Here is a 25,778-nt window from a genome sequence, read left to right as displayed (position 1 = left end):
CTCGTCGGTGTCAGATGACGTCGTCGGACAGTGCGATCGGATTCCCGAAACGGTGGTTCGTGATCGAGATCGACTGCTCGCGGAGGAACGGCAGCAGCTCCACCCGGCCCGAGGGGGTGACGGGGTTCGCGAAGATCGCGACGTCCGGAGCGCCGCCGAGGGCCTCGGCGAGCGCCGAGGCGAGCGGGATCCTCGACCCGTCGGCCCGCTGCAGCGGGATCGGCTTGCCGGTGCTGCCGCGCGTCATGCCCGTGACCACGTCGGTGAAGGAGCGGGTGGCGTTGCGCGCGTCGACGGTCGCCGCCGTGTCCGGCCCGAGCGAGGGCCCGGTCCGGCCCTGGGGACCGGCGAAGGCGTCGACCCGGTCCGACACGATGTCGCCGACGATGCGGATGCGCGACGCCGTGATGCGCCCGGCCGCCGCGCGCGCCAGCCACTGCGCGTCGGACTCGACGACCACCTTCGGCACCAGTCCGGCCATCTCGGCCAGCTCGTCGCCACCGAGCATCTCGAGCACGCGCGGCGGCAGCGGGATCGACGTCGAGATGTCCATCCGCGACCGCGTCAGCAGGCCCGCGGCCACCACCCGGAGCAGCTCCCCCAGGTCGCCGCCGTCGGCCAGGCGCAGCGCGATCGGCACCCGCAGGTAGCGGAACAGGTTCCGCTCCACCCCGATCTTCGAGACGTCCGTCACCACTCCGAACTCCGTCGACCAGGCCAGCTGGTCCGAGAGCGCGGAGCGGCGCAGCAGGTCGAACTGCTCGTACTGCAGCGACGACTGCGCGGCCTCGATGAACTGGCGGGCCCGGTCGTCCAGTCCGCGCAGGTGCAGCGTCGAGGACGGGCGGGCGGGCGAGGGCTTCCACGACCCGAGGCCGATCAGGTGGTTCGGGCCGCCCGCCTTCGAGCCGCCGCCGACCGACGAGCGCTTCCAGCCGCCGAAGGGCTGTCTGCGCACGATCGCGCCGGTGATCCCGCGGTTGACGTACAGGTTGCCCGCCTCGACCGAGTCGAGCCAGAGGGCGAGCTCGTCGGAGTGCAGGGAGTGCAGCCCGGCGGTCAGCCCGTAGTCGGTCGCGTTCTGCATCCGGATCGCGTCCTCGAGCGTCATCGCGTGCATGATCCCGAGCACCGGTCCGAAGAACTCGGTCAGGTGGAAGTAGCTGTTCTCGCCCACTCCCTCGCGCACGCCCGGCGACCAGAGCCGGCCCGTGCCGTCCAGGCGCCTCGGCTCGACGAGCCAGGACTCCCCGCCGCCGAGGGTGGTGAGCGCGTGGGCGAGCTTCCCGGTCGGCGCCTCGATCAGCGGGCCCATGGCCGCCGCGGGGTCGTCGGGGTACCCGACGCGGAGCGACGTGACCGCGTCGACGAGCTGCGCGCGGAACCGCTTCGAGCGGGCGACCGAGCCGACGAGGATCACCAGCGACGCGGCTGAGCACTTCTGGCCCGCGTGCCCGAAGGCGCTCCTCACGATGTCGGCGACCGCGAGGTCGTAGTCGGCGTGCGGAGTGACGATGATCGCGTTCTTCCCGCTCGTCTCGGCGACCAGCGGCAGATCCGGCCGCCAGGAGCGGAAGAGCTTCGCGGTGTCGTACGAGCCGGTGAGGATCACGCGGTCGACCAGCGGATCGGTGATCAACGCGCGCCCGAGCGATTCCTCGTCGAGGTCGACGAGGGCGAGCAGATCCTGCGGGACGCCCGCGTCCCACAACGCCTCGACCAGGACGGCGGCCGAGCGGCGGGCCTGCGGGGCGGGCTTCAGCACGACTCCGGACCCCGCGGCGAGCGCCGCGAGCACCGAGCCGGCCGGGATCGCCACCGGGAAGTTCCACGGCGGGGCGACGACGGTGACCCGGGCGGGAACGAAGGTCGCGCCGGTGATCGCGTCGAGCTCGCGCGCCCGGGTCGCGTAGTAGTGCGCGAAGTCGATCGCCTCCGAGACCTCGGGATCGCCCTCGGCGAGGGTCTTGCCCGTCTCGGAGGCCATGACCTCGAGCAGGCGGTCGCGGTTGGCGGCGATCGCGAGCCCCGCGCGGTCCAGGATCGCGGCGCGGTCGTAGCCCAGGCGCTCGCCCCAGCGCTCGGCGCGGCGGCCGACCGCGCGCAGGAGCTCCTGCAGCGCCTCGGGCGAGGTGATCCGCGCGGCATCGGCGGTCGCGGTGCCGATGGTCGAGGCGGCGATCCGGTCGGTGATCAGGCGGGCCCAGCGGCGGTTGCCGGGCAGGGACGGATCCGTGTCCGGTTCGTTGCGGAAGCCGGCGGTCGCCGCGCTCGCGCCGGATCCCCGGCTGAGCCCGAGCACGGCCTGCGTCAGCCCGGCGGCCGCCGGGTCGAGCGCGTGCTCGCCCGCGCCCGCGTGCTCCTGCACGAGGCGCAGGCCCGAACCGGAGGACCACTCCCGCAGCCGGTCCTGCGTGCGGTTCGGACGCGGCACGCGGTCGTCGAGCGCCTCGAGCGAGACGCGGAAGCGCTCGAGCTCGCGCTGGAACACGGTCTCGTCCTCGAGCTCGAACACCGCCGAGAGGAAGTTGTCGGGGCTCGAGTTCTCCTCCAGGCGCCGGATGAGGTACGAGATCGCGACGTCGAACTCGCCCGGGTGGACGACGGGCGTGTAGAGCAGCAGGCGCCCGACGTCCTCGCGGATCGCCCGCGCCTGGCCCGTCGCCATGCCCAGCAGCATCTCGATGTCGACCGCGTCGACCACTCCGCGGTCGTTCGCGAGGAGCCAAGCGAACGCGACGTCGAAGAGGTTGTGCCCCGCCACTCCGATCCGCACCGCGTCGGTGCGCTCGGGGTCGAGCGCCCAGTCGAGCACGCGCTTGTAGTTCGTGTCGGCCTCGGCCTTGCTGCCGACCGTGGCGAGCGGCCAGTCGTGGATCGCCGCGTCGACCCGCTCCATCGGCAGGTTGGCGCCCTTCACGATGCGCACCTTGATCGGCGCTCCGCCCCGGGCCCGCCGGGCGGCGGCCCAGGAGGTGAGCCGCTGCAGCACGCCGAGGGCGTCGGGGAGGTAGGCCTGGAGCACGATGCCGGCCTCGAGCTCGAGGAGGTTCGGGTGGTCGAGCAGGCGCTGGAAGACGGCGACCGTCAGGTCGAGGTCGCGGTACTCCTCCATGTCGAGGTTGATGAAGGTGGGGGTCGGGCTCATCGCCGCGGCCTCGTACAGCGGGGTGAGCCGCTCGACGACCCGCTCGACGGCGTCCTCGAACGCCCACATCGACAGCTGGCTCGCGATGCTCGAGACCTTGATGCTGACGTAGTCGACGTCGTCGCGCTCGAGGAGCCTGCGGGTGCCCTCGAGCCTCCGCAGCGCCTCGCGCTCACCGAGCACCGCCTCGCCGAGCAGGTTCAGGTTCAGCCGGTCGCCGCCCTCGCGCAGCTTCGCGATCGACGCGCCGAGCCGGGCGTCGGAGGCGTCGACGACCAGGTGCGCGACGAGCTGCCGCAGCACGCGCCGCGCCGCCGGTACGACGACCCACGGGAGCACCGGTCCGACCGCTCCTCCGGTGGCGACGGCCGCGCGCAGCCAGGAGGGGAGGAACGCGGGGGTCCTGGAGGTGAGCGCCGACAGGTTCTCCGCGGCGACCGAGACGTCCTCCGGTCGTGCGACGCCGTCGACGAAGCCGACGGTGAAGTCGAGGCCGTCGGGGTCCTGCAGCACCCCGGCGAGCCGCTGCGCGGCCGGGTCGGGCTCGAAGGCGCGGCTGCGCTCGAGCCAGCGCCGCGCCAGCGTCTCGACGCGCGCGATCATCGGCTCGGGGTCGTTCCCGGGTACGGCTGGGGACTCCGACTGCTCCATGCCACGAGGCTATGCCCGAGTCGGCATGCAGGCGGTGCGTGTCGTCGCGCCTCTGGGAAGACTCCCGAACCCGGGCCCGTCCGGTGGACGCCGGAGCGGGCGCGCGGGACGATGGGCGCACCCGACCGCTCCCGCTCCTGATCGGAGATCCGATGGATCCGCTGCCCGTCCCGCAGGGCGCGATGATCGCCGCCCAGGCCCTCATCGACAGCACCGCCGCGTTCGACGGGGAGGCGACCGGGCCGATGAACCGCGCCGTGCTCGAGCGCGCCCTCAGCCCCATCGAGGAGGGCGTGGTCGACCTCGACGGCGTGGTCGTGCCGACGGCGTCCGACGTCGCCGGCGCCTCGGTCATCTGCCTGACCTGGCTGACCGGCCGGCTCGCGGAGTCGAGCGGCCGCTCCACGGAGGAGATCCTGTTCTCCCTCCGCGAGTTCGTCGCCCAGGCGCTGCGCACCGACGACGCCTGAGCCGTTCCGGACTCGCGCCCCGCCGCCCGGCCGACCACACTGGCCTGCATGGCGCGAAGCACAGCCCGACGCGATCGGCACCGTCCCCGCGATGCTCAGGACCGCGAGCGCAGCGGCACCGCGCCGGGTCCCCGCGCACCGCGCACCCCGTCCGACGCCGCGGTCGACGTGGTCGTCGTCGGCGCGGGGCACAACGGGCTCGTCGCCGCGGCCTACCTCGCGCAGGCGGGGCTCGACGTCCTCGTCCTCGAGCGGAGCGAGCACACGGGCGGCGCCGCCGTGTCCGAGTCCCCGTTCCGCGGCGTGGAGGCGCGGCTCAGCCGCTACTCGTACCTGGTGAGCCTCCTGCCGCGCGCGATCCTCGACGACCTGCGGATCGACGTGCCGCTCGTGCGCCGCCGCTACTCCTCCTACACGCCCGATCCCGTCGATCCGAGTCGCGGCCTGCTGGTCGACACGCAGGACCGGGAGGCGACGGCCGCGTCCTTCGCCCGGCTCGGCTCGCCGGAGGACGCCGAACCGTTCGCCGAGTTCTCACGCCGCACCGGCCGGATGGCCGCGGCGCTCTGGCCGACCCTCACCCAGCCCCTCCTGCGCCGGAGTGAGGCGCGGCGGCTGGTCGGCGACGACTCCGTCTGGCACGCGATGATCGAGCGGCCGATCGGCGAGGTCATCGAGAAGAGCATCGCGAACGACCTCGCGCGCGGGGTCCTGCTGACCGACGCGCTCATCGGCACCTTCGCGGGCGCCGCGGACGCGGGACTCGCACAGAACCGCTGCCTGCTCTACCACGTGATCGGCCAGGGCACCGGCGACTGGGACGTCCCGGTCGGCGGGATGGGCTCCGTCTCGGGCGCCCTGGACCGGGCCGCGCGGGACGCCGGAGCGAGGATCCTGACCGGCGCCGAGGTGACCGCGATCGGGGCGGACGGCGAGGTCGTCTACCGCCGCGGTCCGCGCAGCCGCCGCGTCCGCGCCCGGCACGTGCTCTCGAACGTCGCGCCGTTCGTGCTCGACGCCCTGATGGGCGGCACGTCCGGCGTCGGAGCGGAGCGCCCCGAGGGATCGCAGGTGAAGGTCAACCTGGTGCTGCGGCGCCTCCCGCGGCTGCGCGACGAGAGCGTCGCGCCCGAGGCGGCCTTCGGCGGCACCTTCCACGTGAACGAGGGCTGGGACGCGCTCGAGACCGCTCACCGGGCCGCGGCGACGGGGCGCACCCCCGAACCGATCCCGTGCGAGATCTACTGCCACTCCCTCACCGACCCCACGATCCTCTCGCCCGAGCTCGCCGCCTCGGGCGCGCACACGCTCACCGTCTTCGCCCTGCACACCCCCGACCGCTGGCTGACCGCCGAGAACAACGCAGCGACCCGCGAGCGCCTGCAGGAGGAGATCCTCGACTCCATCGACTCGGTGCTCGCCGAGCCGATCCGCGACCTGCTGCTGCGGGACGTCGACGGCGAGCCCTGCATCGAGACGCGCACCACGCACGACCTCGAGCAGAGCCTCGGCCTGCCCGGCGGCAGCATCTTCCACGGACCGCTGTCGTGGCCCTTCGCCGAGGACGACGACCCGCTCGACACCCCCGCCCAGCGCTGGGGCGTCGCGACGGCGCATCCCCGCATCCTCGTCTGCGGAGCAGGAGCGCGCCGCGGCGGAGGAGTCTCGGGGCTCGGCGGGCACAACGCGGCGATGGCGGTGCTGGAGGAGCGCGGCGCCTAGGCGTCCCGGCCCGGTCAGTGGCCGCGGTGGTCCTGGATCGTCATCCGCGGGCCGTGGCGGGGCTTCCTCGCACCGCTGCAGCCGATCAGCCGGATGATGCGCTGGCGGTGCCCGCGCCACGGCTCGAGCAGCTCCAGCATCCCGTCGTCGTCGACGCCCAGCCGCCCCGTCAGGGCGAAGCCCACGGCGGCGGCGAGGTGGTAGTCGCCGACGCTGACGGCGTCGGGATCGCCGTGCGCCCGCATCATGACCTCGGCCGCCGTCCAGGCGCCGATGCCGGGGACCGAGCGCAGACGCGACTCGACCTCCGCTCCCCCGCGGCCGAGCGAGAGGGTGCGCTCGAGGCCCGGAGCGACGAGCGCGGCGGTCAGCAGCGTGCGCGAGCGCCGCGGGTCGACGCCGGCCCGGTGCCACTCCCACGACGGGATGCGGCGCCACTGCTCGGCCGTGGGCGCCGCGTGCAGGGCGACGGGGCCCGGAGCGACCTCGCCGTAGCGGCGCACGAGCGTGCGGTAGGCGCGCCACGCCTCCGTGCTGGTGACCTTCTGCTCGAGGATCGAGGGCGCCAGCATCTCGAACACCAGCCCGGCGCGGGCGAGCCGCAGGCCCTCGACGCGGCGCAGCACCTCGGCGAGCGGGGGGTGGGAGGAGAGGTCGAGCCCGCTCCAGTCGTCGCCGTGCCCGAGCAGCTCCGGCACCTGGTCGATCAGCCACTCGGCGCCCTCGCCCCAGGCGCGCGCGTGCACCGCGCCGTCGGCCGCCTGCACGAGGTGCAGCGTGCCTGCGCCCCGCGGCGTGCGGAACGCCTTCCAGAACCCCGAGGCGTCGACCAGCATCGTCGGATCGCCGGTGCCGCGCAGCAGCGTCCGCACGGTGAGCGCGAGGCTCACCGGCACGGCCGGCGCGTAGACCGTGGCCCGGGCGGGCACGGGAGCGGGAGGGGCGGAGGTCACGCAGCGATGGTAATCGCGCCCTCCGACAGCGCCTCCGGGAGAGCCTCCGGCCACCCCGCCCGGCGTTCCTCCGGTGACAGGTCTTCGGAGCCGCGGCCCCGCCGGATTGGACCAGGACCGATGACCACATGCGCAATCTTTTCTCGCCGATTCCGCTGGTCAGCGCCGCATTCGCGGGCGTAGCTTCACGCTGTCGCGACGGCGCGTTGAGTCGTCCGGCATCCCGCCTATCACTGGAGATGCGCACATGTTCGACACTTCCTTCATCCGCAACGCGATCGTCAAGAGCTCCGAGACCGCTCTCGACCGTCGCCGCTTCTTCGAGGCCACCGGCATCGCCGGCCTGGGCATCGGAGCGGCCGCCCTCGCCGCCCCCGCGGCCTCCGCCGAGGAGGTCGCTGCCAGCGGCCCCAGCGACGCCTCGATCCTCAACTTCGCCCTCAACCTCGAGTACCTGGAGGCCGAGTTCTACCTCCGCGCCGTCTACGGCACCGGCCTCGGCGGCTCGGACGTGACCGGCAAGGGCACCCCCGGCGGCGTCATCGGCGGCCGTCCCGTGCAGTTCAAGACCCCGTGGCTCAAGAGCTTCGCCACCGAGGTCGCGAACGACGAGAAGGCGCACGTCAAGTTCCTCCGCGCCGCGCTGGGCACGGCCGCGGTGGCCCGCCCGGCGATCGACCTCAAGGCCAGCTTCAACGCCGCCGCAGCCGCGGCGGGCGTCATCCCGGCCGGCGGGACGTTCGACCCGTTCGCGAGCGAGGCGAACTTCCTGCTCGGCGCCTTCGTCTTCGAGGACGTCGGAGTGACGGCGTACAAGGGTGCCGCGCCGCTCATCCAGTCGAAGACGTACCTGGACGCCGCCGCGGGCATCCTCGCGGTGGAGGCGTACCACGCGGGCGCGATCCGCTCGGCCATCTACGCGGCGGACCTGTCCGACCCGGCGAACAAGCTCTCGAACGCGCGCGACAGCCTCGACGGGAAGAGCGACCTCGACCAGGGAGTGAAGGTCGACGGACAGACGAACATCGTCCCCACCGACAAGAACTCGATCGCCTTCAGCCGCACCCCCGGCGAGGTCCTGAACATCGTGTACCTCACCCCCAAGGCCTCGCGCGTCGGCGGATTCTTCCCCCGCGGCGTTAACGGCACCCTGAACACCAGCAAGGCCAACTAGTTCCCCACGCGACGGGCCCTTCCTCGAGGCGGCGAGGAGGGGCCCGTCGTCGCGTCCGGGACCCGGACCGGCGAGCGGGGTGCGCCGGTCGCTCCGTCGTCCTCTACTCTGAGCGGGTGAAGATCGGGATCCTGACCTCCGGGGGCGACTGCCCCGGCCTCAACGCCGTCATCCGCGGTGCCGTGTACAAGGGCATCAAGGTGTACGACCAGGAGTTCGTGGGCTTCCGCGGCGGCTGGCGAGGAGTGGTCGACGGCGACCTGATGCCGCTCGAGCGCTCCGACATCCAGGGCATCGCGAAGCAGGGCGGCACGATCCTCGGCACGAGCCGGACGAACCCGTTCGAGGGCCCCAACGGCGGCCCCGAGAAGATCGCCGCGATGATGGAGAGCAACGGCATCGACTCGATCATCGCGATCGGCGGAGAGGGCACCCTCGCCGCGGCGAAGCGGCTGACCGACGCGGGCCTCAAGATCGTCGGCGTCCCCAAGACGATCGACAACGACCTCGGCGCCACCGACTACACCTTCGGCTTCGACACCGCCGTCGGCATCGCGACCGACGCGATGGACCGCCTCCGCACCACCGGCGACTCGCACGGACGCTGCATGGTGGCCGAGGTCATGGGCCGCCACGTCGGCTGGATCGCGCTGCACTCCGGCATGGCCGCGGGCGCGCACGTCATCCTCATCCCCGAGAAGCGCACCTCGATCGACCAGATCGTCGAGTGGGTCCAGAGCGCGCAGGACCGAGGGCGCGCCCCGCTCGTCGTCGTCGCCGAGGGCTTCTCGCTCGACACCATGGACGACGCCCACTCCGAGCGCGGACTCGACGCTTTCGGCCGCCCGCGCCTGGGCGGCATCGGCGAGATGCTCGCTCCGATGATCGAGGAGCGCACGGGCATCGAGACGCGCGCGACCACGCTCGGCCACATCCAGCGCGGAGGGACGCCCACGGCGTTCGACCGGGTCCTCGCGACCCGCCTGGGCATGGCCGCGATCGACTCCGTCGTCGCCGAGCACTGGGGCCGGATGGTGGCCCTGCGCGGCACGGACATCTACCACGTCGGCTTCGCCGAGGCCCTCGGCACCCTCAAGACCGTGCCGGACTCCCGGTACGAGGAGGCGCGCACGCTCTTCGGCTGAGCGGCGCGCCCCTCGGGCGGCTCAGCCCTTCGCGCCGTCCGGCGTCGCCGTGGCGACGATCTGCGCGCGGCCCAGCGTGTGGAAGTGCACGTTGAAGCCCAGGATCGCGGGCGTCGACTCCGGATCGAGGTCGAGCCGCTCGACGTCGAGGGCGTGCACGACGAAGAAGTAGCGGTGCTCGCGGTCCGGCGGTGCCGCTCCGATGAACTGCCGCAGCCGCATCTCGTTGGGCAGCGTCTGCGCCCCGGGCGGCAGGAGCTCGAAGCCGGCGGCGCCGGCGCCGGTCGGCAGCTCGGCCGTGTCGGCGGGCAGGTTGTAGAGCGCCCAGTGCCAGAAGCCGGAGCCGGTCGGCGCATCGGGATCGAAGACCGTCACGGCGAAGCTCTTCGTCCCCTCGGGCGCTCCCGACCAGGCCAGGTGCGGCGAGACGTCCTCGCCGCCCGAACCCTCGCCGTAGTGGCGGGCGTCCAGCGGGGCGCCGTCGGCGATGTCGTCGCTGGTCAGCGCGAAAGAGGGCACCTCCCCGAGGCGGGCGTAGGGGTCGTAGTTCCAGTCGGACATCCGGTTCTCCGTTCGGACGGGGCGACCCGCGGTCGCGGGCCCTCTCCAGCGTACGAACGCCCGCGACGAGGGCCAGGGCTTGCGGAGCGGGTGCTCAGGAACCGAGGTAGCGGCCGGGCCGGTGGTTGAAGGCGAGCACGAGGTTGAGCACCACGACGCCCGCGGCCGAGATCAGCACGTTCACCGGCGGCACGACGAGCAGCGCGGCGACCACCACGCACGCGTCCAGCGCCATCATCACGTAGCCGGCCCGCCAGCCGAGCCGCTCCTGCGCGATCAGCGCGACGATGCTGAAGCCGCCCAGGCTCGAGCCGTGCCGGAAGAGGATCAGCAGCCCGATGCCCGCGAGCACGTCGCCGGTGATCACTCCGTAGACCGGCTCGATGCTGAGCGCGCCGAAGGCGAGCGGATGCAGCCCCGCCAGCACCGAGACGAGCACGATCGAGAACATGGTGCGCAGGGTGAAGCGCCAGCCCTTCTTCCACAGCGACAACGCGAGGAACGGGATGTTGACGACCACCAGGATCACGCCGAACGGGATCGACAGCGGATAGCCCAGCAGCAGCGCGAGCCCCGCCGTGCCGCCCGTGACCGCCTCGCTCGCGCGCAGGAGGAACAGGCCCAGCGAGACGACGAACGCCCCGGTCACGAGTCCGAAGACGTCCTCGACCCGGGAGTGCGGCACGGTGGCGGAGGCGTCGGTCACCCGCCGATGCTGCCACAGCCGTGTTGCGGTGCCGTTTCGCGCGGTGGCGGCGCCTCGTAGGATGTGCCGGTGCTGCCGAAGATCCTCCTGTTCTACCGCTTCGTGCCGCTCGCCGACCCCGAGGCGATCCGCCTGTGGCAGCGCGAGCTGTGCGAGTCGCTCGGGCTGCGCGGGCGGCTGATCGTCTCGAAGGACGGCCTGAACGGCACGCTCGGCGGCGAGATGGGCGCGCTGAAGAAGTACGCGCGCCGGACGAAGGAGCATCCCGCGTTCCGCGGCATGGACGTGAAGTGGAGCGCCGGCACCGGGCTCGACGAGGACGGCGCCAGCCTCGACTTCCCCGGTCTCTCGGTGAAGGTGCGCGACGAGATCGTCTCGTTCGGCGCACCCGACGAGCTGCGGGTCGACGCGGACGGCGTGGTCGGCACCGGGACGAGACTGCAGCCCGACGAGCTCGACGCGCTGGTCGCCGAGCGCGACGACGTCGTCTTCTTCGACGGCAGGAACTCCTTCGAGGCCGAGATCGGCCGCTTCGACGGCGCGGTCGTCCCGGGTGTCGCGAGCACGCGCGACTTCGTCGAGCAGCTCGACTCCGGGGTCTACGACCACCTCAAGGGGCGGCCGATCGTGACGTACTGCACCGGAGGCATCCGCTGCGAGGTGCTCTCGAGCCTGATGACCGCGCGGGGATTCGGCGAGGTGTACCAGCTCGACGGCGGGATCGTCCGCTACGGCGAGGCGCGACGCGACTCCGGACTCTGGCGCGGAGCGCTCTACGTCTTCGACGGCCGCGGCTCGCTGACCTTCTCGCCCGACGCCGAGGTGCTGGGCCGCTGCGCGGGCTGCACCGCGCCGACCAGCCGGATGCGCAACTGCCTCGACCCCTCCTGCCGGACGCAGCTGGTGGTGTGCGGGGAGTGCGACGAGCTCTTCTGCGCGGCGCACGGAGGCACCCCTAGTCTCGGGGCATGAGCATCGAAGCGCGCGGACGCACCCTCGTCGACCTCCACACCGACCCCGATCTGCTGAGCGTGGTGAACGTCTGGGACGCGGTCTCGGCGACCACGATCGCCGCGCTGCCCGCGACCCGGGCGCTCGCCACCGCGAGCCACTCGATCGCCGCGTCGTTCGGCTACGAGGACGGCGAGCGGATCCCGCTGGACCTGCACCTGGGCATGATCGCGCGCATCGTCGCCGCGGTCGAGGTCCCCGTCTCGGCCGACCTCGAGGCGGGCTACGGCGACGCCGGCGAGACCGTGCGCCGGGCGATCGAGGTGGGCGTCGTCGGCGCGAACCTCGAGGATCAGGCGAAGCCGCTCCCGGAGGCTCTGCGCGCCGTCGAGAAGGCGGTCGCGGCGGCCGAGGCCGAGGCGGTGCCCTTCGCGCTGAACGCCCGGACCGACGTGTTCCTCCGCGCGGGCGAGCGGGACCGCTCCGAGGTGCTCGCGGACGCCGTCGAGCGCGGCCGCGCCTACCTCGACGCCGGGGCCACCTGCTTCTTCGTGCCGGGTCTCCTCCAGGACGCCGAGATCGAGGCGCTCGTCGCCGCGCTCGGTCGACAGCGGATCAGCGTGATCGGCATCCCCGGGTCGCAGTCCCCCGCCCGCTTCGAGGAGCTGGGCATCGCCCGGATCTCGTACGGGCCGTGGACGCAGCGCGTGGCGCTGACCGCCCTGCAGGACGCGGCGAGTGCGCTCTACGAGGGCGGCTCCCTGCCCGAGGGGACGCGCGCGCTGAACTGAGCGATCGGGCGGACTGAGTGATCGGGCGGGACGGCGACCGCGTCCCGGGCGTAGCGTGGGCCCATGTACCGAGCCATCGTCGTCGAGCAGCATGACGCCTCCGACACCGACACCCCGAACCGCGCCGCGCTGATCGAGCGCGACGAACCCGATCGGTCGCACGGCGACGTGGTGATCGCGGTGGAGTACTCGAGCGTCAACTACAAGGACGCCCTCGCGCTCGCCGGGCGGCCCGGAGTCGTCCGGCGACCGCCGCTGGTGGCCGGGATCGACCTCGTCGGCACCGTCGAGTACGCGGACGGCGCGGCGGCCGAGCGCTTCGACTCCGGCGACCGGGTCGTGCTCACCGGCGCCGGCCTCGGCGAGCGCGTGGACGGCGGGCTCGCCGAGCGCGCCCGGGTCGACTCCGCCTCACTGCTGCGTCTGCCGGGGGCGATCTCGTCTGCCCGGGCCGGCGCGATCGGCACGGCCGGGTTCACCGCGATGCTGGCGGTGCTCTCGCTCGAGAAGCACGGCGTCCGCCCGGGTTCGGGTCCCGTCCTGGTGACGGGCGCGGCCGGAGGGGTCGGCTCCCTCGCCGTCGCCCTACTCGCGCGCCTCGGACACGAGGTCGTGGCGTCGTCGGGTCGAGCGGTCGAGGAGGGCGACTTCCTGCGCCGCCTCGGGGCCGCCGAGGTGATCGACCGCGCGGAGCTGCAGGAGGCGGGGAAGCCGCTGCAGTCCGAGCGCTGGGCCGGGGCGGTCGACTCCGTCGGCTCGCACACGCTCGCGAACGTGCTCGCGCAGACCCGCCGGGGCGGCGCGGTCGCCGCGTGCGGACTCGCGCAGGGGGCCGACCTGCCGACGACGGTGATGCCGTTCATCCTGCGCGGAGTGACGCTCGCGGGGGTCGACTCGGTCGAGGCGCCGCGGAAGCTCCGCGAGGAGGCCTGGCGCAGGCTGGCGCACGACCTCGACCTCGAACTGCTGGACGGGCTCACCTCGACGGTGTCGCTGAGCGGCGCGCTCGACATCGCCGGGGACGTGCTCGCCGGGAAGGTGCGCGGGCGCACGCTCGTCGACGTGCGGGCCTGATCCGCCGGCTCCCGATCGCACCGCGGCCGGTAACCGCGTCGAAACAGCGCCTGCGTAGGGTCGGCCCATGACTGCAGTCGACAAGAGCGCCGCCGGACTCGGCGAGCGCCAGTACCACATCGGGATCGCACCGGGAGAGGTCTCGACCGTCGCCCTCCTCCCGGGCGACCCGTTCCGCGTCCCGATGATCGCCGAGTTCCTCGCGGACGTGCGCGAGATCGCGCACAACCGCGAGCACCTCACGATGACGGGGACCTACAAGGGCCATCCGATCACCGCGACGAGCACCGGGATGGGCTGCCCCTCGACCGCGATCGCGGTGGAAGAGCTCGCGCGGGTCGGAGTGACCTCGTTCATCCGCGTCGGGAGCTCGGCGGCGACGCAGCGCGGCATCGAGCCGGGCGCGCTGCTGGTGAGCGAGGGGACGCTGCGCAACGACGGCACGAGCGCGGCGTACGCGCATCCGGGCTTCCCCGCGGTGCCCGATCTGGCGCTCACCTCGGCGCTGCTGGAGGCCACGCGCGAGATCGCCGACCGGGAGGGAGTGCCGGTGCACTCCGGCATCAACGCGAGCGACGACGCGTTCTACGCCGAGACTCCGGAGTGGATCGTGACGCTCGAGCGGCACGGGGTCCTGAACGTCGAGATGGAGTCGAGCGCGCTGTACGTCGTCGCGCGGCTGCGCGGGCTCCGGGCGGGCATGGTCTGCGCGTGCTCCAGCAACCTGGTCGACGGAGCGAGCCTCTACTCGGGCACGAAGGACCGGCTGGCGCAGGGCTGGCGGCTGAGCATCGAGGCGGCACTCGAGACGGCGGTGCGGCTGAAGCTCTGACGGCCGCTCGCGAGGCCGGAGGCGCTACTCGGCGGCCTCGGTGGCTCCGCTGGGCTCGGCCGAGGCGTGGCCGACGGAGGAATCGGGGCGCGGGGTGCGGGCGCGGGGCTTCACGGCGGTCGCCTCGGGTGCCTCCGGGGCGGGGGTCTCCGCGGACGCCTTCGCCGCCGGCTTCTTCACAGCCGGCTTCCTCTTCGCGGCGGGCTTCTTCGCGGGCGCCGGCTCCTCCCCGATCGCCTCGGCCACGGCGGACGTCTCGGCCACCGCCTGCTCCGTGTCGAGCGACGCGTCCTCGGCGGGTGAGGCGGGCGGCACGGCGGGACGGTCCGCGTCGGCCGCGCCGACGGCCTCGGTCTCGCGGGCCGTGGCGGCGGCGTCGGTCGCGGCGAGCCGGGCCGCGGCCTGCTCCGCCACCTCGGGCACCACGACCAGGTCTTCCGTCTCGATGATCGGGATCGCCGCCGTCGTCGGCCCGAGCTGCAGGGCCGCGATGAGCTCAGGGGCGTGCTTCGTGCTGATGATCAGGCGCGACCAGTCCTCGTCGACGAGGTCGAGCACGACGGCCGACGCGGTGCGCTTGATGAGCAGGAAGTCCTTGCCGCCGTGGAACTTCCACGTGCCGGCGGCGATGGTCAGCGGCACGGCGGTGCCCGGGGCGCGGATGCCGCGGACCCAGATCCAGGGATCCTCGGTGACGGTCGCGGAGCGGATGCTCGATCGGTCGATCACGACGTCGCCGCGGTGGAAGGCGAGCAGCCGCTCGGCCCTCGTCAGGCGCAGTTCGAGGCGGTCGGGGAGCACGGTCACGACGGGCATGCCTCTAGTCTGCCCCGAGTCGCGGTGCCGTCGGGGGAACGGATCGTGCGGCCGGTGCGACCATGGTGGGATGCCGATGGACCAGGAGGAGCTGCGCCGGCTCGACGCGCTGCTCGCCGAGCGCCAGGCCGAGGCCCGCAGCGAGGCCGTCCGGCTCGACGAGGCGCTGGCCGAGCTGCTGCTCGCGCGCGGCGACGGCACGGCCGACGACGAGCACGATCCCGAGGGCACACCGCTCTCGGCGGAGTGGTCGCGGATGGCCGGAGTGCGCGACGCTCTGACGCGGTCCGAGCGCGAGCTGGCCGACGCCCGCCGCCGGGTCGGGCAGGGGGCCTACGGCGACTGCCTCCGGTGCGGGCGCCCGATCGGCGCGGAGCGACTCGCTGCGCGCCCGACCGCCGAGCTCTGCATCGACTGCGCCCGCCTCGCCGAACGCGCCCGCTGACCCTCGAGCGCGGGCCACGGATCTGAGGGCGTGCACAGCCGGCGGCTCGGGGAAGCGCGGCTGCGTCTGCGAGAGTTCGCAGGTTGTGCCGCCGTGCCTCGCGGCCCGTCGCTCCCCTCTGCGCTCCCCCTCTGCTCGAAAGGCCCCTCCCATGACCGAGACGTCGACCGACCGCGGCGCGACCGGCGCCCCTCCCGCCCCCGACCGGCGCGCGTGGCGCTCGCTCGTCGTCCTGCTGGCGGGCATGTTCATCGCGCTGCTCGACACCACGATCGTCAACGTCGCGCTGCCGACCATCCGCACCACCCTCGACGCCTCCGAGTCGACGCTGTCGTGGATCATCTCGGGCTACGCGCTCGCGTTCGGGCTCGCCCTCATCCCCTCCGGGCGCCTCGGCGACCGCTTCGGCCACAAGTGGGTCTTCGTCAGCGGAGTCGCGCTGTTCACGGTCGCGAGCTTCGCCTGCGGACTCGCCGCCGACGACCTGCAGCTCGTCGTCGCGCGCGTCGTGCAGGGCCTCGCCGGCGGCATGTTCGTGCCGGCGGTCAACGCGTACATCCAGCTGCTCTTCCGCGGACCCGCGCGCGGCAAGGCCTTCGCGATCATGGGCGCCGTCCTCGGCGTCTCGTCGGCGCTCGGGCCGATCATCGGCGGACTGATCATCCAGGCGTTCGGCGACGAGAACGGCTGGCGCCTGGTCTTCTGGGTCAACCTGCCGATCGGCGTCGTGACGCTGATCGCCGCGGCCCGCCTGCTCCCCGCCCGCCGCGAGCTCGAAGCGGGCGATCGCGCACCGAGCGGCGGTGTCGACTGGCTCGGCCTCGTGCTCGTGTCGGGTGGTCTGGTCGCCCTGCTGGTGCCGCTCATCCAGGGCGAGGACGAGGGCTGGCCGCTCTGGACGATCCTCTCGATCGTCGGCGGAGTCGTCCTGCTCGCGGCGTTCGGCGCCTGGGAGGTCCTCTACGTCCGCCGCGGCCGCACTCCCCTCGTGCCCCCGTCGCTGTTCCGCCACCCCGCCTTCACCGGCGGCGTGATCCTGGCGCTGGTCTACTTCGCGGCCTTCACGAGCATCTTCTTCACCATCTCGCTGCTCTGGCAGTCGGGACTCGGGCACTCCGCGCTCGAGTCGGGGCTCGTCTCGATCCCCTTCGCGATCGGCAGCATCATCAGCTCGTCGCAGAGCAACCGGATGACCGCGCGGCTCGGCCGCAACGTCCTGGTCATGGGCAGCGGGCTCCTCGCCATCGGCCTCGCCTGGGTGTGGCTCGTCCTCCTCACGGCGACTCCCGACTCGATCACCAACTGGCAGCTGCTCGCTCCGCTGCTGATCGCCGGGCTCGGCAACGGCTTCTTCATCGCCCCGAACGTCCAGTTCATCGTCGCGACCGTCGATCCGCAGGACGCCGGAGCGGCCAGCGGAGTGATCTCGGCCATCCAGCGCATCGGCTCGGCCGTCGGCATCGCCGTGATCGGCAGCGTGTTGTTCGGCGGGCTCGTCATCACCGGGCCGGACACCGTGGCGTCCGGTTTCCTCGACGCCGCGGCGCCCGCGATGCTGCTCAGCACGCTGATGGCGGTCGCGGCCTTCGCCCTGGTGTTCGTGCTGCCGAAGTCGGTCTCGCGCCGCTGAGACCGGAGGGGGCGGCTCGCGCCGTCCCCTCTACGCGCGTGATGCCGCCGCCGCCGCCTTCGCCGCAGCCGGAAGCGCTCGGACGATGCGGTCGACCGCCGCGTCGTCGTGCGCGGCCGAGACGAACCACGCCTCGAACACCGACGGCGGGAGCGAGACTCCGGAGTCGAGCATCGAGTGGAAGAACGCGGGATACCGGAACGCCTCCTGCGCCTGCACCTCGGCGTAGTCGCGGACGGGCCGGCCGAGGTCGGTGAAGACGAAGCTGAACAGGTTGCCCGCCGTCTGCACCGTGTGCGCCACGCCCTCGGCCGACAGCGCCGCCGACACCTCGCGCTGGAGCGTCGCCGCGGTCGCGTCGAGAGCGGCGTAGACCGCGTCGTCGGCGAGCTGCAGGGTGCGGATGCCCGCCGCGACGGCGACCGGGTTCCCCGACAGGGTCCCCGCCTGGTACACCGGGCCCAGCGGAGCGAGATGGTCCATCACGTCCGCGCGCCCGCCGAGCGCGGCGACCGGCATGCCGCCTCCGATGACCTTGCCGAACGTGTAGAGATCGGCGCGGTACGGCGTCTCGGACGCCCGGTTCTCGAGTCCCCACCAGCCGCCGGCGCTCACTCGGAAGCCGGTGAGCACCTCGTCCATGATGAGCAGCGAGCCGTTCGCGTGCACCAGCCCGGCGAGGGCCGCGTTGAAGCCCGCCTCGGGAGCGACGACGCCCATGTTGGCGGCCGCGGCCTCGGTGATCACCGCGGCGATCTCGGAGCCGCGCTCGGCGAGGACGGCGCGCACGGCGTCGAGGTCGTTGTAGGGCAGGACGATGGTCTGCGCGGCCGTCGCGGCCGTCACTCCGGCCGAAGCGGGCAGCGACAGGGTCGCGAGACCCGAGCCGGCGTCGGCCAGGAGGCCGTCGGAGTGGCCGTGGTAGTGGCCCGAGAACTTGATCAGCAGGTCGCGGCCGGTGACGCCCCGAGCGAGGCGGATCGCGGTCATCGTGGCCTCGGTGCCCGTCGAGACGAGCCGCAGCTTCTCGATCGGCGACACTCCGCCGGCCGTGATCCGCGCCTCGACGAGCTCGGCGAGCTCGGTCTCGGCGGGCGTCGACGCGCCGAACGAGAGGCCGCGTGCGGCCGCCTCCTGCACCGCCGCGACGACCTCGGGGTGCGCGTGGCCGAGCACGGCCGGCCCCCAGGAGCAGACGAGGTCGACGTACTCGCGACCGTCGGCGTCGGTGATGTGCGGGCCTGACGCCGAGACCATGAAGCGCGGCGTGCCGCCGACCGAGCGGAAGGCTCGGACGGGCGAGTTCACGCCGCCGGGGATCGCGTGGCGGGCACGCTCGTACAGGGTGTCGTTCGCCGAGGTGGTCACGGATCCAGGGTACGCGGGCGGCCAGGGGCGCTCGGGTCGAACGCTCCCGTTCGGACGAGATGCCGAGCTTCGGCGGGCGGATCGCCGAGCGATCAGTTCCTCAGCAGATCGCGAGCGATCTCGACCGCCCAGTACGTCAGCACGGCGTCGGCCCCCGCGCGGAGGATCCCCGTCACCGACTCCAGGATCGCCGGCTCGCGCGAGATCCAGCCGTTCGCGGCGGCGGCCTCGATCATCGCGTACTCCCCCGACACCTGGTACGCCCAGACGGGCACGTCCGAGACGGCGGCGACATCGGCCAGCACGTCGAGGTAGCTCATCGCGGGCTTCACCATCACGACGTCCGCACCCTCGGCGAGGTCGAGCGTCGCCTCACGGAGTCCCTCGCGGCGGTTGGCCGGATCCTGCTGATACGTGCGGCGATCGCCCTCGAGGGTCGACTGCACCGCCTCGCGGAAGGGCCCGTAGAAGCTCGACGCGTACTTCGCCGAGTAGGCGAGGATCGCCGTGTCGAGATGGCCCGACTCGTCGAGCGCCCCGCGGATCGCGCCGACCTGGCCGTCCATCATCCCCGAGAGGCCGAGCAGGTGGGAGCCCGCCTCGGCCTGGGCGAGCGCCATCTCCTCGTAGCGGAGGAGGGTCGCGTCGTTGTCGACCCGCCCGTGCTCGTCGAGCACCCCGCAGTGACCGTGGTCGGTGAACTCGTCCAGGCACAGGTCGGTCTGAACGACCAGCGCGTCGCCGACCTCCTCGACGACCGCGCGGGTGGCGGCGTTGAGGATCCCGTCGGGGTCGGTCGCACCGGAGCCGACCGCGTCGCGCGTGGTGGGCACGCCGAAGAGCATGACGCCGCCGAGACCGGCCTCGGCCGCCTCCGTCACCGCGCCGCGGACGCTGTCCAGCGAGTGGTGCATCACCCCGGGCATCGACCCGATCGGTCGAGCCTCGGTGATGCCCTCCGCGACGAAGAGGGGGAGGACGAGCTGGGCCGGGTGGATACGGGTCTCCTGCACGAGCCGGCGCATCGCCGGGGTGGTGCGGAGTCGCCGCGGACGGATAGCGGTCATGCCTCCAGCCTAATCCGGCGTGGAGCGGCGGCCGCTGGAGCAGGACATCGGCCGGAAGAGGTCTCAGCCGTCATCGTGGCCGTCGAGGTGGTCCAGGTCCTGTGCCGCTCCTTCCCAGCGTCGAGGGCACCCGGATCCTCCCCTGACGACGTCCTAGCCGACTTCTGCAGCACACCGGATCGGCAAGGTACCCGCATGCACGAGCTCATACTCCTTCTCCGCTCCGGCGACGGGTTCGCCGCCGCATCCGCCATCGTCTCCGCCGGGATCCCGCGATCAGTCGTCCAGCGCGCTCTCGACGATCGCGCGGTACTCCGCGTCCGGCGCGGCTGGTACGCACTGGCCGATGTGCACCCACTAGAGCTCGCGGCCGTACGAGCTGGAGGGGTGCTCACGTGCGTCGCCCTCCTCCGGCACCTCGGCCTCTGGACGACGGAGCGGCCCCGCCTGCACGTGGCCCTCGGGAGTTCGTCGGTGCACGACCTCCGCCCCGGCGAAGTCGGCCACTGGAGGACCTGGCCCGGACAAGGCCGCCGATCCGCCTCGCAGGACGGGATCGGAGCTGCGATCCTGCACGTCATGACCTGCGCGAGAGAGGACGACGCGATCGCGACCATCGACTCCGCTCTGAACAGCGGCCTGCTGCCTGCGGAGGAGCTCCCTTCGCTCCGGGCGATCGCGCCGATCGGCAAGCAGCTGCTCCTCGACCGGGTCGACGGACGCAGCCAGTCAGGGCTCGAGACGAAGACCCGCGTGAGCACTCGCCGGCTCCGGGTCCAGGTCCGCTCGCAGGTCGCGATCCCTCGGGTCGGCCGCGTCGACACCGTCGTCGGTGAACACCTCGTCCTCGAGAGCGACGGCCACCGCTACCACTCCTCGCTCGAGCAGTTCCACGAGGACCGCCGACGCGATCTCGAGCTCGCCGCCCAGGGCTACCTGTGCCTTCGGCTCGACAACCACCAGATCATGCACGACTGGCCAGGAACCGAAGCGGTGATCGTCTCGCTCATCCGGCGACGAGAGCACTTGTGGACCCCGGCACAGAGGCGGCGGCACGACCTCAGCTGAGATCACTCCTCAGCCACCATCATCGCTGAGCACCGCTTCTGGCTGAGGTTCTGCAGCGGTGCCCTCGAAACGGACCACTCGGCGCCCCAGCAGGAGCCCCGGGCTCAGCGGCTCGCGCGCTCCGTGGCGACGCGGGCGACCGCCTCGATCAGGGAGGACGCCGAGCGCTCGTCGGCGACGACATCGACGCGCAGGCCCGAGGCGCGGGCGTCCTTCGCGGTCTGCGGGCCGATCGCGGCGACGAGGGTCGACTCCGGGACGGGGCCGAGCTGCTGCTGGACCTGCTCGGCGACGCTGCCCGAGGTGACGAGGATCGCGTGGACCGCTCCGCTCGCCACGTCGTTCACGACCCGGTCCTCGACCGGCACTCCCACCGTGCGGTAGGCCACCACCGAGCGGACGTCGTGGCCGATGCGCTTGAGGCCCTCGGTGAGCAGGGGCTTGGCGATCTCGGAGCGCAGCGTGAGGACGCGGAGCGGGTGCTTCCCTCCGGTCGCCTCCTCCCACTCGGCCAGGAGACCGCGGGCGGAGTTGTCCTCGGACGGCACGAGGTCGACGGCGTAGCCGGCGGCGACGAGGGCGGCGGCGGTGGTCTCGCCGACCGCCGCGATGCGGGTCGTCGGCGGCACCGTGGTGCGCAGGAGGGACAGGACGTCGACGGTCGTCGCACTGGTGACGGTCATCCAGTCGAAGGCGCCGCCCTCGAGATCGGCGAGCGCCCGCTCGAGCGCGGGGAAGTCGTCGGTCGGCGCGAAGTTGATCATGGGAGCGACGACGGGCGAGGCTCCCTTGGCGCGGAGAGCTGCGGCGACGCCGTCCCCCCACGGGCCTCCGCGGGGGACGAGGACGCGCCAGCCCTGCAACGGCTTCTCCCACTGGGAGTAGGCGGCGGGCACGATCACGAAGGGGCTCCCAGGGGTGCGAGTTGGGCGGCACCCGCACCGAGAAGCGCGTCAGCGAGCAGAGAGCCGCAACGGAACGCGGCTTCGACGACGGGCAGTTCGCGACCACCATACTGCGAATCCGCCACATGTCGACCTCCGCCGGAGGAACCGTTACCGACCCGCTCCCTCACCTCGCGGGCGAGGGACGCCGATCCGTCCGTCGCGAAGACGACGCCGCTCAGCACGACCTCGTCCCCCTCGACCGCGGCGGTGGCCCCGATCGGAGCGGCGCAGCCGGCCTCCAGCGCGGCCAGGAGGCTGCGCTCGGCGGTGATCGCGGCTCGCGTGGGAGTGTGCTCGACGGCCGCGAGGGCCGCGCGCAGCTCGTCCGACGGCTCCTCGTCGCGCACCTCGATCGCGAGCGCACCCTGACCGGGCGCGTGCGGCGAGACGCCGAAGTCGAGCAGCTCGGTGATCGCCTCCGTGCGGCCCAGGCGGCGGAGCCCCGAGTAGGCGAGGACGATCGCGTCCAGTGCGGAGTCGCCGTCCTCGGTCACCCGGCGCAGGCGCGTGTCGATGTTGCCGCGGATGTCCACGATCTCGAGGTCGGGGCGGGCGGCGAGCAGCGCGGCGCGGCGGCGCGGCGATCCCGTGCCCACGCGTGCGCCCGGAGGAAGCGTCGCGAGGGTGCGCCCGTCGCGCGCGCACAGGGCGTCGCGCGGGTCCTCGCGTTCCGGGACGGCCCCCAGGAGAAGGCCGTCGACCGGCGCGGTCGGCAGGTCCTTGAGCGAGTGCACGATCGCGTCGCAGCGCCCCGCGAGCAGGGCGTCGCGCAACGCGCTCACGAAGACCCCGGTGCCGCCGAGGGACGCCAGGGGGCCCTTCATGCGGTCGCCGTCCGACTCGATCCGCACCAGCTCGACGGGCACGCCCGCCGCAGCCGACATGAGGTCGGCCGTCATGCTCGTCTGCGCGACCGCGAGAGCGCTCGCGCGCGTGCCGATCCGGATGCTCATCGAGGGCCTCCCGTCACGGGGCGACTCCCGCGAGCGCGGGCTTGAAGCCGGCGCGGACGTTCTCGCAGCAGCCGGGACGGCAGACGTCGTACCAGGGGCCGAGCGCCGTCATCGACGGCCGCTCCTCGGTCGGCGTGCCGTTGACGCGCTCGAGCACGAGGTCGACGAGCCCGGCGACGTAGACCGGGTCGGTGCCGGGGGTCGCCACGCGGATCGCGACGAGCCCGTTCTCCTCGGACGTCTCGAGCGCTTCGTTGTCGAGGTCCCACATGACCTCCATGTGGTCCGACACGAAGCCCAGCGGCACGATGAGGACGGCCTTGCGGCCCCGGGCGGGCAGCTCGGCGATCGCGTCGTTGATGTCGGGCTCGAGCCAGGGCTGCGTGGGCGGGCCGGAGCGCGACTGGTAGACGAGCTGCCACGGCACGTCCTCGGTGGTGGCGGCCGCCATGACGACCTCCGCCACGGCGAGGTGCTGCGCCTCGTAGGCGCCGCCCGCGCCGAAGCCGTGCACGTCGACGACGGTGCCGTCGTCGTGGCGCTCGTGCGGTCCGCTGCGCTCGGCGTCGGCCATCGGGATCGAGTGCGTCGAGAACAGCACCTCCACCTCGGTGGTGAGGTCGATGCCCGGCAGGCGCCCCTGCAGCTCCTCGAGACCGTCGTGCACGGCCTTGACGAACGGCATGACGAAGCCCGGATGGTCGAAGAACTGGCGCACCTTGTCGATCCGCAGCTCGCCCTCGAGGCCGGTGGCGTCGAGCGCCGCGGCGTAGTCCTCGCGGTACTGACGGCAGGACGAGAAGGAGGAGTAGGCGCTGGTCGCGATGGCGATCAGGTTCGAGAAGCCGCGCTCCTTCGCCTCCGCCACCGCCTCGCTCATGTAGGGCGCCCAGTTGCGGTTGCCCCAGATCACGGGGAGGTCGATGCCGCGCTTCTCGAGCTCGGCCTCGAGGGCCGCCTTCAGCGCGCGGTTCTGCGCGTTGATGGGGCTGACACCGCCGAAGTGCCGGTAGTGGTGGGCGACCTCCTCGAGGCGCTCCTCCGGGATCCCGCGGCCGCGGGTGACGTTGCGCAGGAACGGGATGACGTCGTCCTGCCCCTCCGGTCCACCGAAGCCGGCGAGCAGGATCGCGTCGTACGCGACGGGCACCTCGACGTGCTCCGGTCCGGATGCGGCGGCCGGGGTGGCCCCGCGGACCAGGACGCCGGAGTCGCTCATCGGGGAGTCGGGAGTCGTGTCGCTCATCGGAGCACCTCTGCGATCTGGTCGGCCTCGATGCGCCGACCGGTGAAGAACGGGACCTCTTCGCGCACGTGACGACGCGCCTCCGTGGCGCGCAGGTCGCGCATCAGGTCGACCAGGTTGACGAGCTCCTCGTCCTCGAGCGCGAGGATCCACTCGTAGTCGCCGAGCGAGAAGGACGCCACCGTGTTCGTGAGGACGGAGCGGAAGCGCGAGCCCTGACGGCCGTGCTGGGCGAGCATCGAGCGGCGCTCCTCCTCGGGGAGGATGTACCACTCGTAGGAGCGGACGAACGGGTAGACCGTGAGCCAGCGCGCCGGCTCCTTGCCGCGCATGTAGGCGGGCAGGTGGTTCGAGCTGAACTCGGCGTCGCGGTGCACGCCCATCGCGTTCCAGGTGGGCAGGAGGACCGACAGGAGGTCGGTGCGACGCAGCACGCGGTAGCCGCGCTGCAGCTCCTCGGGCTCGGAGCCGACGAGCCAGAGCATGATGTCGGCGTCGGCGCGGAGGGCCGAGACGTCGTAGGTGCCGCGGACGGTGACGCCCTCGCTCGCGAGCTGCGCGACGACGCGCTCGTACTGCTCGGCGGCCGGGGCGGCGGAGTCCTCGGAGAGGGTGAGCGGACGTGCGGGATCCCTGCGGAGGACCGCCCAGAGCGTGTATCCCAGAGGCTGATCGGCGGGAGCCTGATCGGCGGGGGGCTGCGGCGAGGAAGCGGCAGCGGTCTCTTCGCGGGCGGACTGAACGGGACCCGCCGTTCCGGCGGTCTGATCGGTCATTGATCCATCATCCCTCCGCTCGTGCGGATGCACAAAAGCGGTGACGGCTCTGGCGCCGGGGGCTCCGGCGCGCTAGCGGACGACGAACGGCCGCCCCCGTGGGGACGGCCGTTCGGAGAGGGGGTTCAGTCCTCGGTGATCTGCTTGACGACGCCCCAGGCGATCAGCCCGACGGCCGCGGCGACTCCCGCGGCACCGGCGATCAGCGCCGACGGGTTCTGCCGGCCGACGACCCGGAACTTCCGCTGCAGGGTGCGCTGCGCGTTCTTCACCTTGCGCGGCACGTTGATCTTGAACTCGATGGCGTCGAGCGTCGCGGCCAGCTCCTGGCGGGCGCGCTCGATGTCGGCCTTCAGCTGGTCGGGCTTCAGCTGGGCCGGGTCGACGAAGCGGGGGGTGGTGGTGCTCACGTCAGTGGTCATAAGTGCCGACTCCCTTGAACGCCTGGACGTCCTTCTTGATGCTCTCGATCGAGTCCTGCGGAACGGGCGGGACGGCCTTCTTGATCGACTTGACGCCGACCAGCGCGAGCACGACGGCCACGACGAGGAAGAACACGGTGACGATCAGCGCCGACAGCCACGCGGGCAGCCACGACGAGATGCCGATGATCGCGAACGTCACCAGGGTGGCCCAGGCGGTCAGGAGGAGGAAGGCCGCGACGGCGAACAGGGCGACCGCGAGGCCCGCGCTCTTCGCCTTGCCGGACAGCTCGTTCTTCAGGGAGGCGAGCTCGGCCTTCACGAGCTCGATGACGAGCCCCGGGAGGTCGCCGACGAGCTCGCCCAGTGATCGGGCGTTCTTCGGATTGCGTTCGTTCACCACGGGGGCTCCTCGAGGTCGGGACGTGCCGGCCCGGCACCGGTCGATGGGGCCGAGCGGATGAGAACTACGCCTTGCTCGTGGAGGTCGACGACGCCGATCCTCCCGAGCCGGCCGAGGCCGCGGCCTCGTCGACCTTGGCGGCCGCGCGGCGGGCCGCGGCGGTGGCCTCGGCGTCGCTCGCGCCCTGCGACTTCTTCCCGCCCGCGACGGCCTTCGAGACGACCGTGCGCACGATCTCGTACGCCTTGTCGGAGACGGTGCCGAGCTGCTGCTTCGCCGCTCCGCCGACCGCTCCCGCGACGTCCTGCACCGGCTGGGTCTGCCAGAACCGGTTCGCCGCCGCGGCGATCTGCTCGTACCGCTTGCGGCCCGCGCGTGCTCCCAGCACGTATCCGGCTGCGGCTCCTGCCACGAAGATGATCTTGCCCTTCACGCCTACTCCTCGTCCTGGGCCGCTCT

The 25,778-nt window shown here is 72.8% G+C and carries 25 protein-coding genes; 11 read left to right on the top strand and 14 right to left on the bottom strand.

Going from position 1 to position 25,778, the window contains the following annotated elements; translation table 11 throughout:
* Positions 1-10: 10 nt before the first annotated feature.
* Positions 11-3,799 (bottom strand): bifunctional proline dehydrogenase/L-glutamate gamma-semialdehyde dehydrogenase, encoded by a 3,789-nt coding sequence (locus tag ASF48_RS03620; RefSeq protein WP_055786518.1) that lies wholly within the window; start codon positions 3,797-3,799, stop codon positions 11-13.
* A gap of 152 nt (positions 3,800-3,951) precedes the next feature.
* Here ASF48_RS03620 and ASF48_RS03615 point away from each other — a divergent pair, with 152 nt between their 5' ends.
* Complete coding sequence (locus ASF48_RS03615) at positions 3,952-4,269, top strand: hypothetical protein (RefSeq protein WP_146168411.1); 318 nt, start codon at positions 3,952-3,954, stop codon at positions 4,267-4,269.
* A 48-nt stretch (positions 4,270-4,317) separates the two neighbouring features.
* The gene (locus ASF48_RS03610; RefSeq protein ID WP_082480961.1) at positions 4,318-5,991 is read left to right on the top strand and encodes a phytoene desaturase family protein; all 1,674 of its coding nucleotides are present in this window, start codon (positions 4,318-4,320) and stop codon (positions 5,989-5,991) included.
* A gap of 14 nt (positions 5,992-6,005) precedes the next feature.
* Here ASF48_RS03610 and ASF48_RS03605 read toward each other — a convergent pair whose 3' ends face one another.
* Complete coding sequence (locus ASF48_RS03605; RefSeq protein ID WP_055786511.1) at positions 6,006-6,944, bottom strand: DNA-3-methyladenine glycosylase family protein; 939 nt, start codon at positions 6,942-6,944, stop codon at positions 6,006-6,008.
* A gap of 247 nt (positions 6,945-7,191) precedes the next feature.
* Between ASF48_RS03605 and ASF48_RS03600 the strand changes: the two genes are divergently transcribed.
* Positions 7,192-8,118: a ferritin-like domain-containing protein gene (locus ASF48_RS03600; protein WP_055786508.1), complete on the top strand. Its 927-nt coding sequence runs from the start codon at positions 7,192-7,194 to the stop codon at positions 8,116-8,118.
* Between the two features lie 116 nt (positions 8,119-8,234).
* Complete coding sequence (locus ASF48_RS03595) at positions 8,235-9,263, top strand: 6-phosphofructokinase (RefSeq protein WP_055786505.1); 1,029 nt, start codon at positions 8,235-8,237, stop codon at positions 9,261-9,263.
* Positions 9,264-9,284: 21 nt separating this feature from the next.
* On the opposite strand, the gene ASF48_RS03590 is transcribed toward ASF48_RS03595, so the two are convergent.
* Both ASF48_RS03590 and ASF48_RS03585 read right to left on the bottom strand, forming a co-directional pair.
* The gene (locus tag ASF48_RS03590; RefSeq protein WP_055786501.1) at positions 9,285-9,824 is read right to left on the bottom strand and encodes a YbhB/YbcL family Raf kinase inhibitor-like protein; all 540 of its coding nucleotides are present in this window, start codon (positions 9,822-9,824) and stop codon (positions 9,285-9,287) included.
* A 94-nt stretch (positions 9,825-9,918) separates the two neighbouring features.
* A complete protein-coding gene (locus ASF48_RS03585) occupies positions 9,919-10,530 on the bottom strand; it encodes a YitT family protein (RefSeq protein WP_055786498.1) in 612 nt (203 codons plus the stop codon).
* Positions 10,531-10,602: 72 nt separating this feature from the next.
* Between ASF48_RS03585 and trhO the strand changes: the two genes are divergently transcribed.
* The 4 genes from trhO to ASF48_RS03565 all read left to right on the top strand — a co-directional run bounded on the left by trhO (position 10,603) and on the right by ASF48_RS03565 (position 14,178).
* Positions 10,603-11,502: an oxygen-dependent tRNA uridine(34) hydroxylase TrhO gene (gene trhO, locus ASF48_RS03580; protein ID WP_200930984.1), complete on the top strand. Its 900-nt coding sequence runs from the start codon at positions 10,603-10,605 to the stop codon at positions 11,500-11,502.
* Complete coding sequence (locus ASF48_RS03575) at positions 11,499-12,272, top strand: isocitrate lyase/PEP mutase family protein (protein ID WP_055786490.1); 774 nt, start codon at positions 11,499-11,501, stop codon at positions 12,270-12,272. The genes trhO and ASF48_RS03575 overlap by 4 nt, the downstream gene beginning before the upstream one ends.
* 63 nt (positions 12,273-12,335) lie before the next feature.
* Positions 12,336-13,346: an MDR family oxidoreductase gene (locus ASF48_RS03570; RefSeq protein ID WP_055786486.1), complete on the top strand. Its 1,011-nt coding sequence runs from the start codon at positions 12,336-12,338 to the stop codon at positions 13,344-13,346.
* A gap of 67 nt (positions 13,347-13,413) precedes the next feature.
* On the top strand, positions 13,414-14,178 hold the full coding sequence (locus tag ASF48_RS03565) for a nucleoside phosphorylase (RefSeq protein ID WP_055786467.1): 765 nt from the start codon (positions 13,414-13,416) through the stop codon (positions 14,176-14,178).
* 24 nt (positions 14,179-14,202) lie between these two features.
* Here the strand turns inward: ASF48_RS03565 and ASF48_RS19735 are convergent, their stop codons facing one another.
* The gene (locus tag ASF48_RS19735) at positions 14,203-14,994 is read right to left on the bottom strand and encodes a hypothetical protein (protein WP_200930962.1); all 792 of its coding nucleotides are present in this window, start codon (positions 14,992-14,994) and stop codon (positions 14,203-14,205) included.
* A 70-nt stretch (positions 14,995-15,064) separates the two neighbouring features.
* Between ASF48_RS19735 and ASF48_RS03555 the strand changes: the two genes are divergently transcribed.
* Entirely contained in the window at positions 15,065-15,439 is a 375-nt protein-coding gene (locus ASF48_RS03555) for a TraR/DksA family transcriptional regulator (protein ID WP_055786464.1), read from the top strand.
* Positions 15,440-15,590: 151 nt separating this feature from the next.
* Entirely contained in the window at positions 15,591-17,069 is a 1,479-nt protein-coding gene (locus ASF48_RS03550) for an MFS transporter (RefSeq protein WP_055786461.1), read from the top strand.
* A 30-nt stretch (positions 17,070-17,099) separates the two neighbouring features.
* On the opposite strand, the gene hemL is transcribed toward ASF48_RS03550, so the two are convergent.
* Together hemL and hemB are read right to left on the bottom strand one after the other, a co-directional pair.
* Positions 17,100-18,437: a glutamate-1-semialdehyde 2,1-aminomutase gene (gene hemL, locus ASF48_RS03545; RefSeq protein WP_055786458.1), complete on the bottom strand. Its 1,338-nt coding sequence runs from the start codon at positions 18,435-18,437 to the stop codon at positions 17,100-17,102.
* A gap of 92 nt (positions 18,438-18,529) precedes the next feature.
* The gene (gene hemB, locus ASF48_RS03540) at positions 18,530-19,504 is read right to left on the bottom strand and encodes a porphobilinogen synthase (protein WP_055786455.1); all 975 of its coding nucleotides are present in this window, start codon (positions 19,502-19,504) and stop codon (positions 18,530-18,532) included.
* A 579-nt stretch (positions 19,505-20,083) separates the two neighbouring features.
* Between hemB and ASF48_RS19615 the strand changes: the two genes are divergently transcribed.
* Positions 20,084-20,572 (top strand): endonuclease domain-containing protein, encoded by a 489-nt coding sequence (locus tag ASF48_RS19615; RefSeq protein ID WP_162238020.1) that lies wholly within the window; start codon positions 20,084-20,086, stop codon positions 20,570-20,572.
* A gap of 104 nt (positions 20,573-20,676) precedes the next feature.
* Here ASF48_RS19615 and ASF48_RS03530 read toward each other — a convergent pair whose 3' ends face one another.
* The 7 genes from ASF48_RS03530 to ASF48_RS19730 all read right to left on the bottom strand — a co-directional run bounded on the left by ASF48_RS03530 (position 20,677) and on the right by ASF48_RS19730 (position 25,752).
* Positions 20,677-21,471, bottom strand: coding sequence for a uroporphyrinogen-III synthase (locus tag ASF48_RS03530; RefSeq protein WP_055788884.1), 795 nt, complete (start codon positions 21,469-21,471; stop codon positions 20,677-20,679).
* Positions 21,471-22,472, bottom strand: a complete 1,002-nt coding sequence (gene hemC, locus ASF48_RS03525) for a hydroxymethylbilane synthase (RefSeq protein WP_055786449.1) — start codon at positions 22,470-22,472, stop codon at positions 21,471-21,473. The genes ASF48_RS03530 and hemC overlap by 1 nt, the downstream gene beginning before the upstream one ends.
* A gap of 13 nt (positions 22,473-22,485) precedes the next feature.
* Positions 22,486-23,718 (bottom strand): ferrochelatase, encoded by a 1,233-nt coding sequence (locus tag ASF48_RS03520; RefSeq protein ID WP_235577176.1) that lies wholly within the window; start codon positions 23,716-23,718, stop codon positions 22,486-22,488.
* Complete coding sequence (hemQ, locus tag ASF48_RS03515) at positions 23,715-24,494, bottom strand: hydrogen peroxide-dependent heme synthase (protein WP_082480958.1); 780 nt, start codon at positions 24,492-24,494, stop codon at positions 23,715-23,717. Before hemQ ends, ASF48_RS03520 begins: the two co-directional genes overlap by 4 nt.
* A gap of 125 nt (positions 24,495-24,619) precedes the next feature.
* Positions 24,620-24,904, bottom strand: coding sequence for a DUF3618 domain-containing protein (locus tag ASF48_RS03510; RefSeq protein ID WP_230672090.1), 285 nt, complete (start codon positions 24,902-24,904; stop codon positions 24,620-24,622).
* Position 24,905: 1 nt separating this feature from the next.
* Positions 24,906-25,319: a phage holin family protein gene (locus ASF48_RS03505; protein WP_055786441.1), complete on the bottom strand. Its 414-nt coding sequence runs from the start codon at positions 25,317-25,319 to the stop codon at positions 24,906-24,908.
* A 64-nt stretch (positions 25,320-25,383) separates the two neighbouring features.
* The gene (locus tag ASF48_RS19730; RefSeq protein ID WP_055786438.1) at positions 25,384-25,752 is read right to left on the bottom strand and encodes a hypothetical protein; all 369 of its coding nucleotides are present in this window, start codon (positions 25,750-25,752) and stop codon (positions 25,384-25,386) included.
* Positions 25,753-25,778 lie beyond the last annotated feature (26 nt).

The sequence above is a fragment of the Rathayibacter sp. Leaf299 genome, from assembly GCF_001423055.1.
GTDB lineage: Bacteria > Actinomycetota > Actinomycetes > Actinomycetales > Microbacteriaceae > Rathayibacter > Rathayibacter caricis.
Note: the sequence above shows the minus strand (reverse complement) of the source record. Positions and strands in the feature narration are given on the sequence as shown.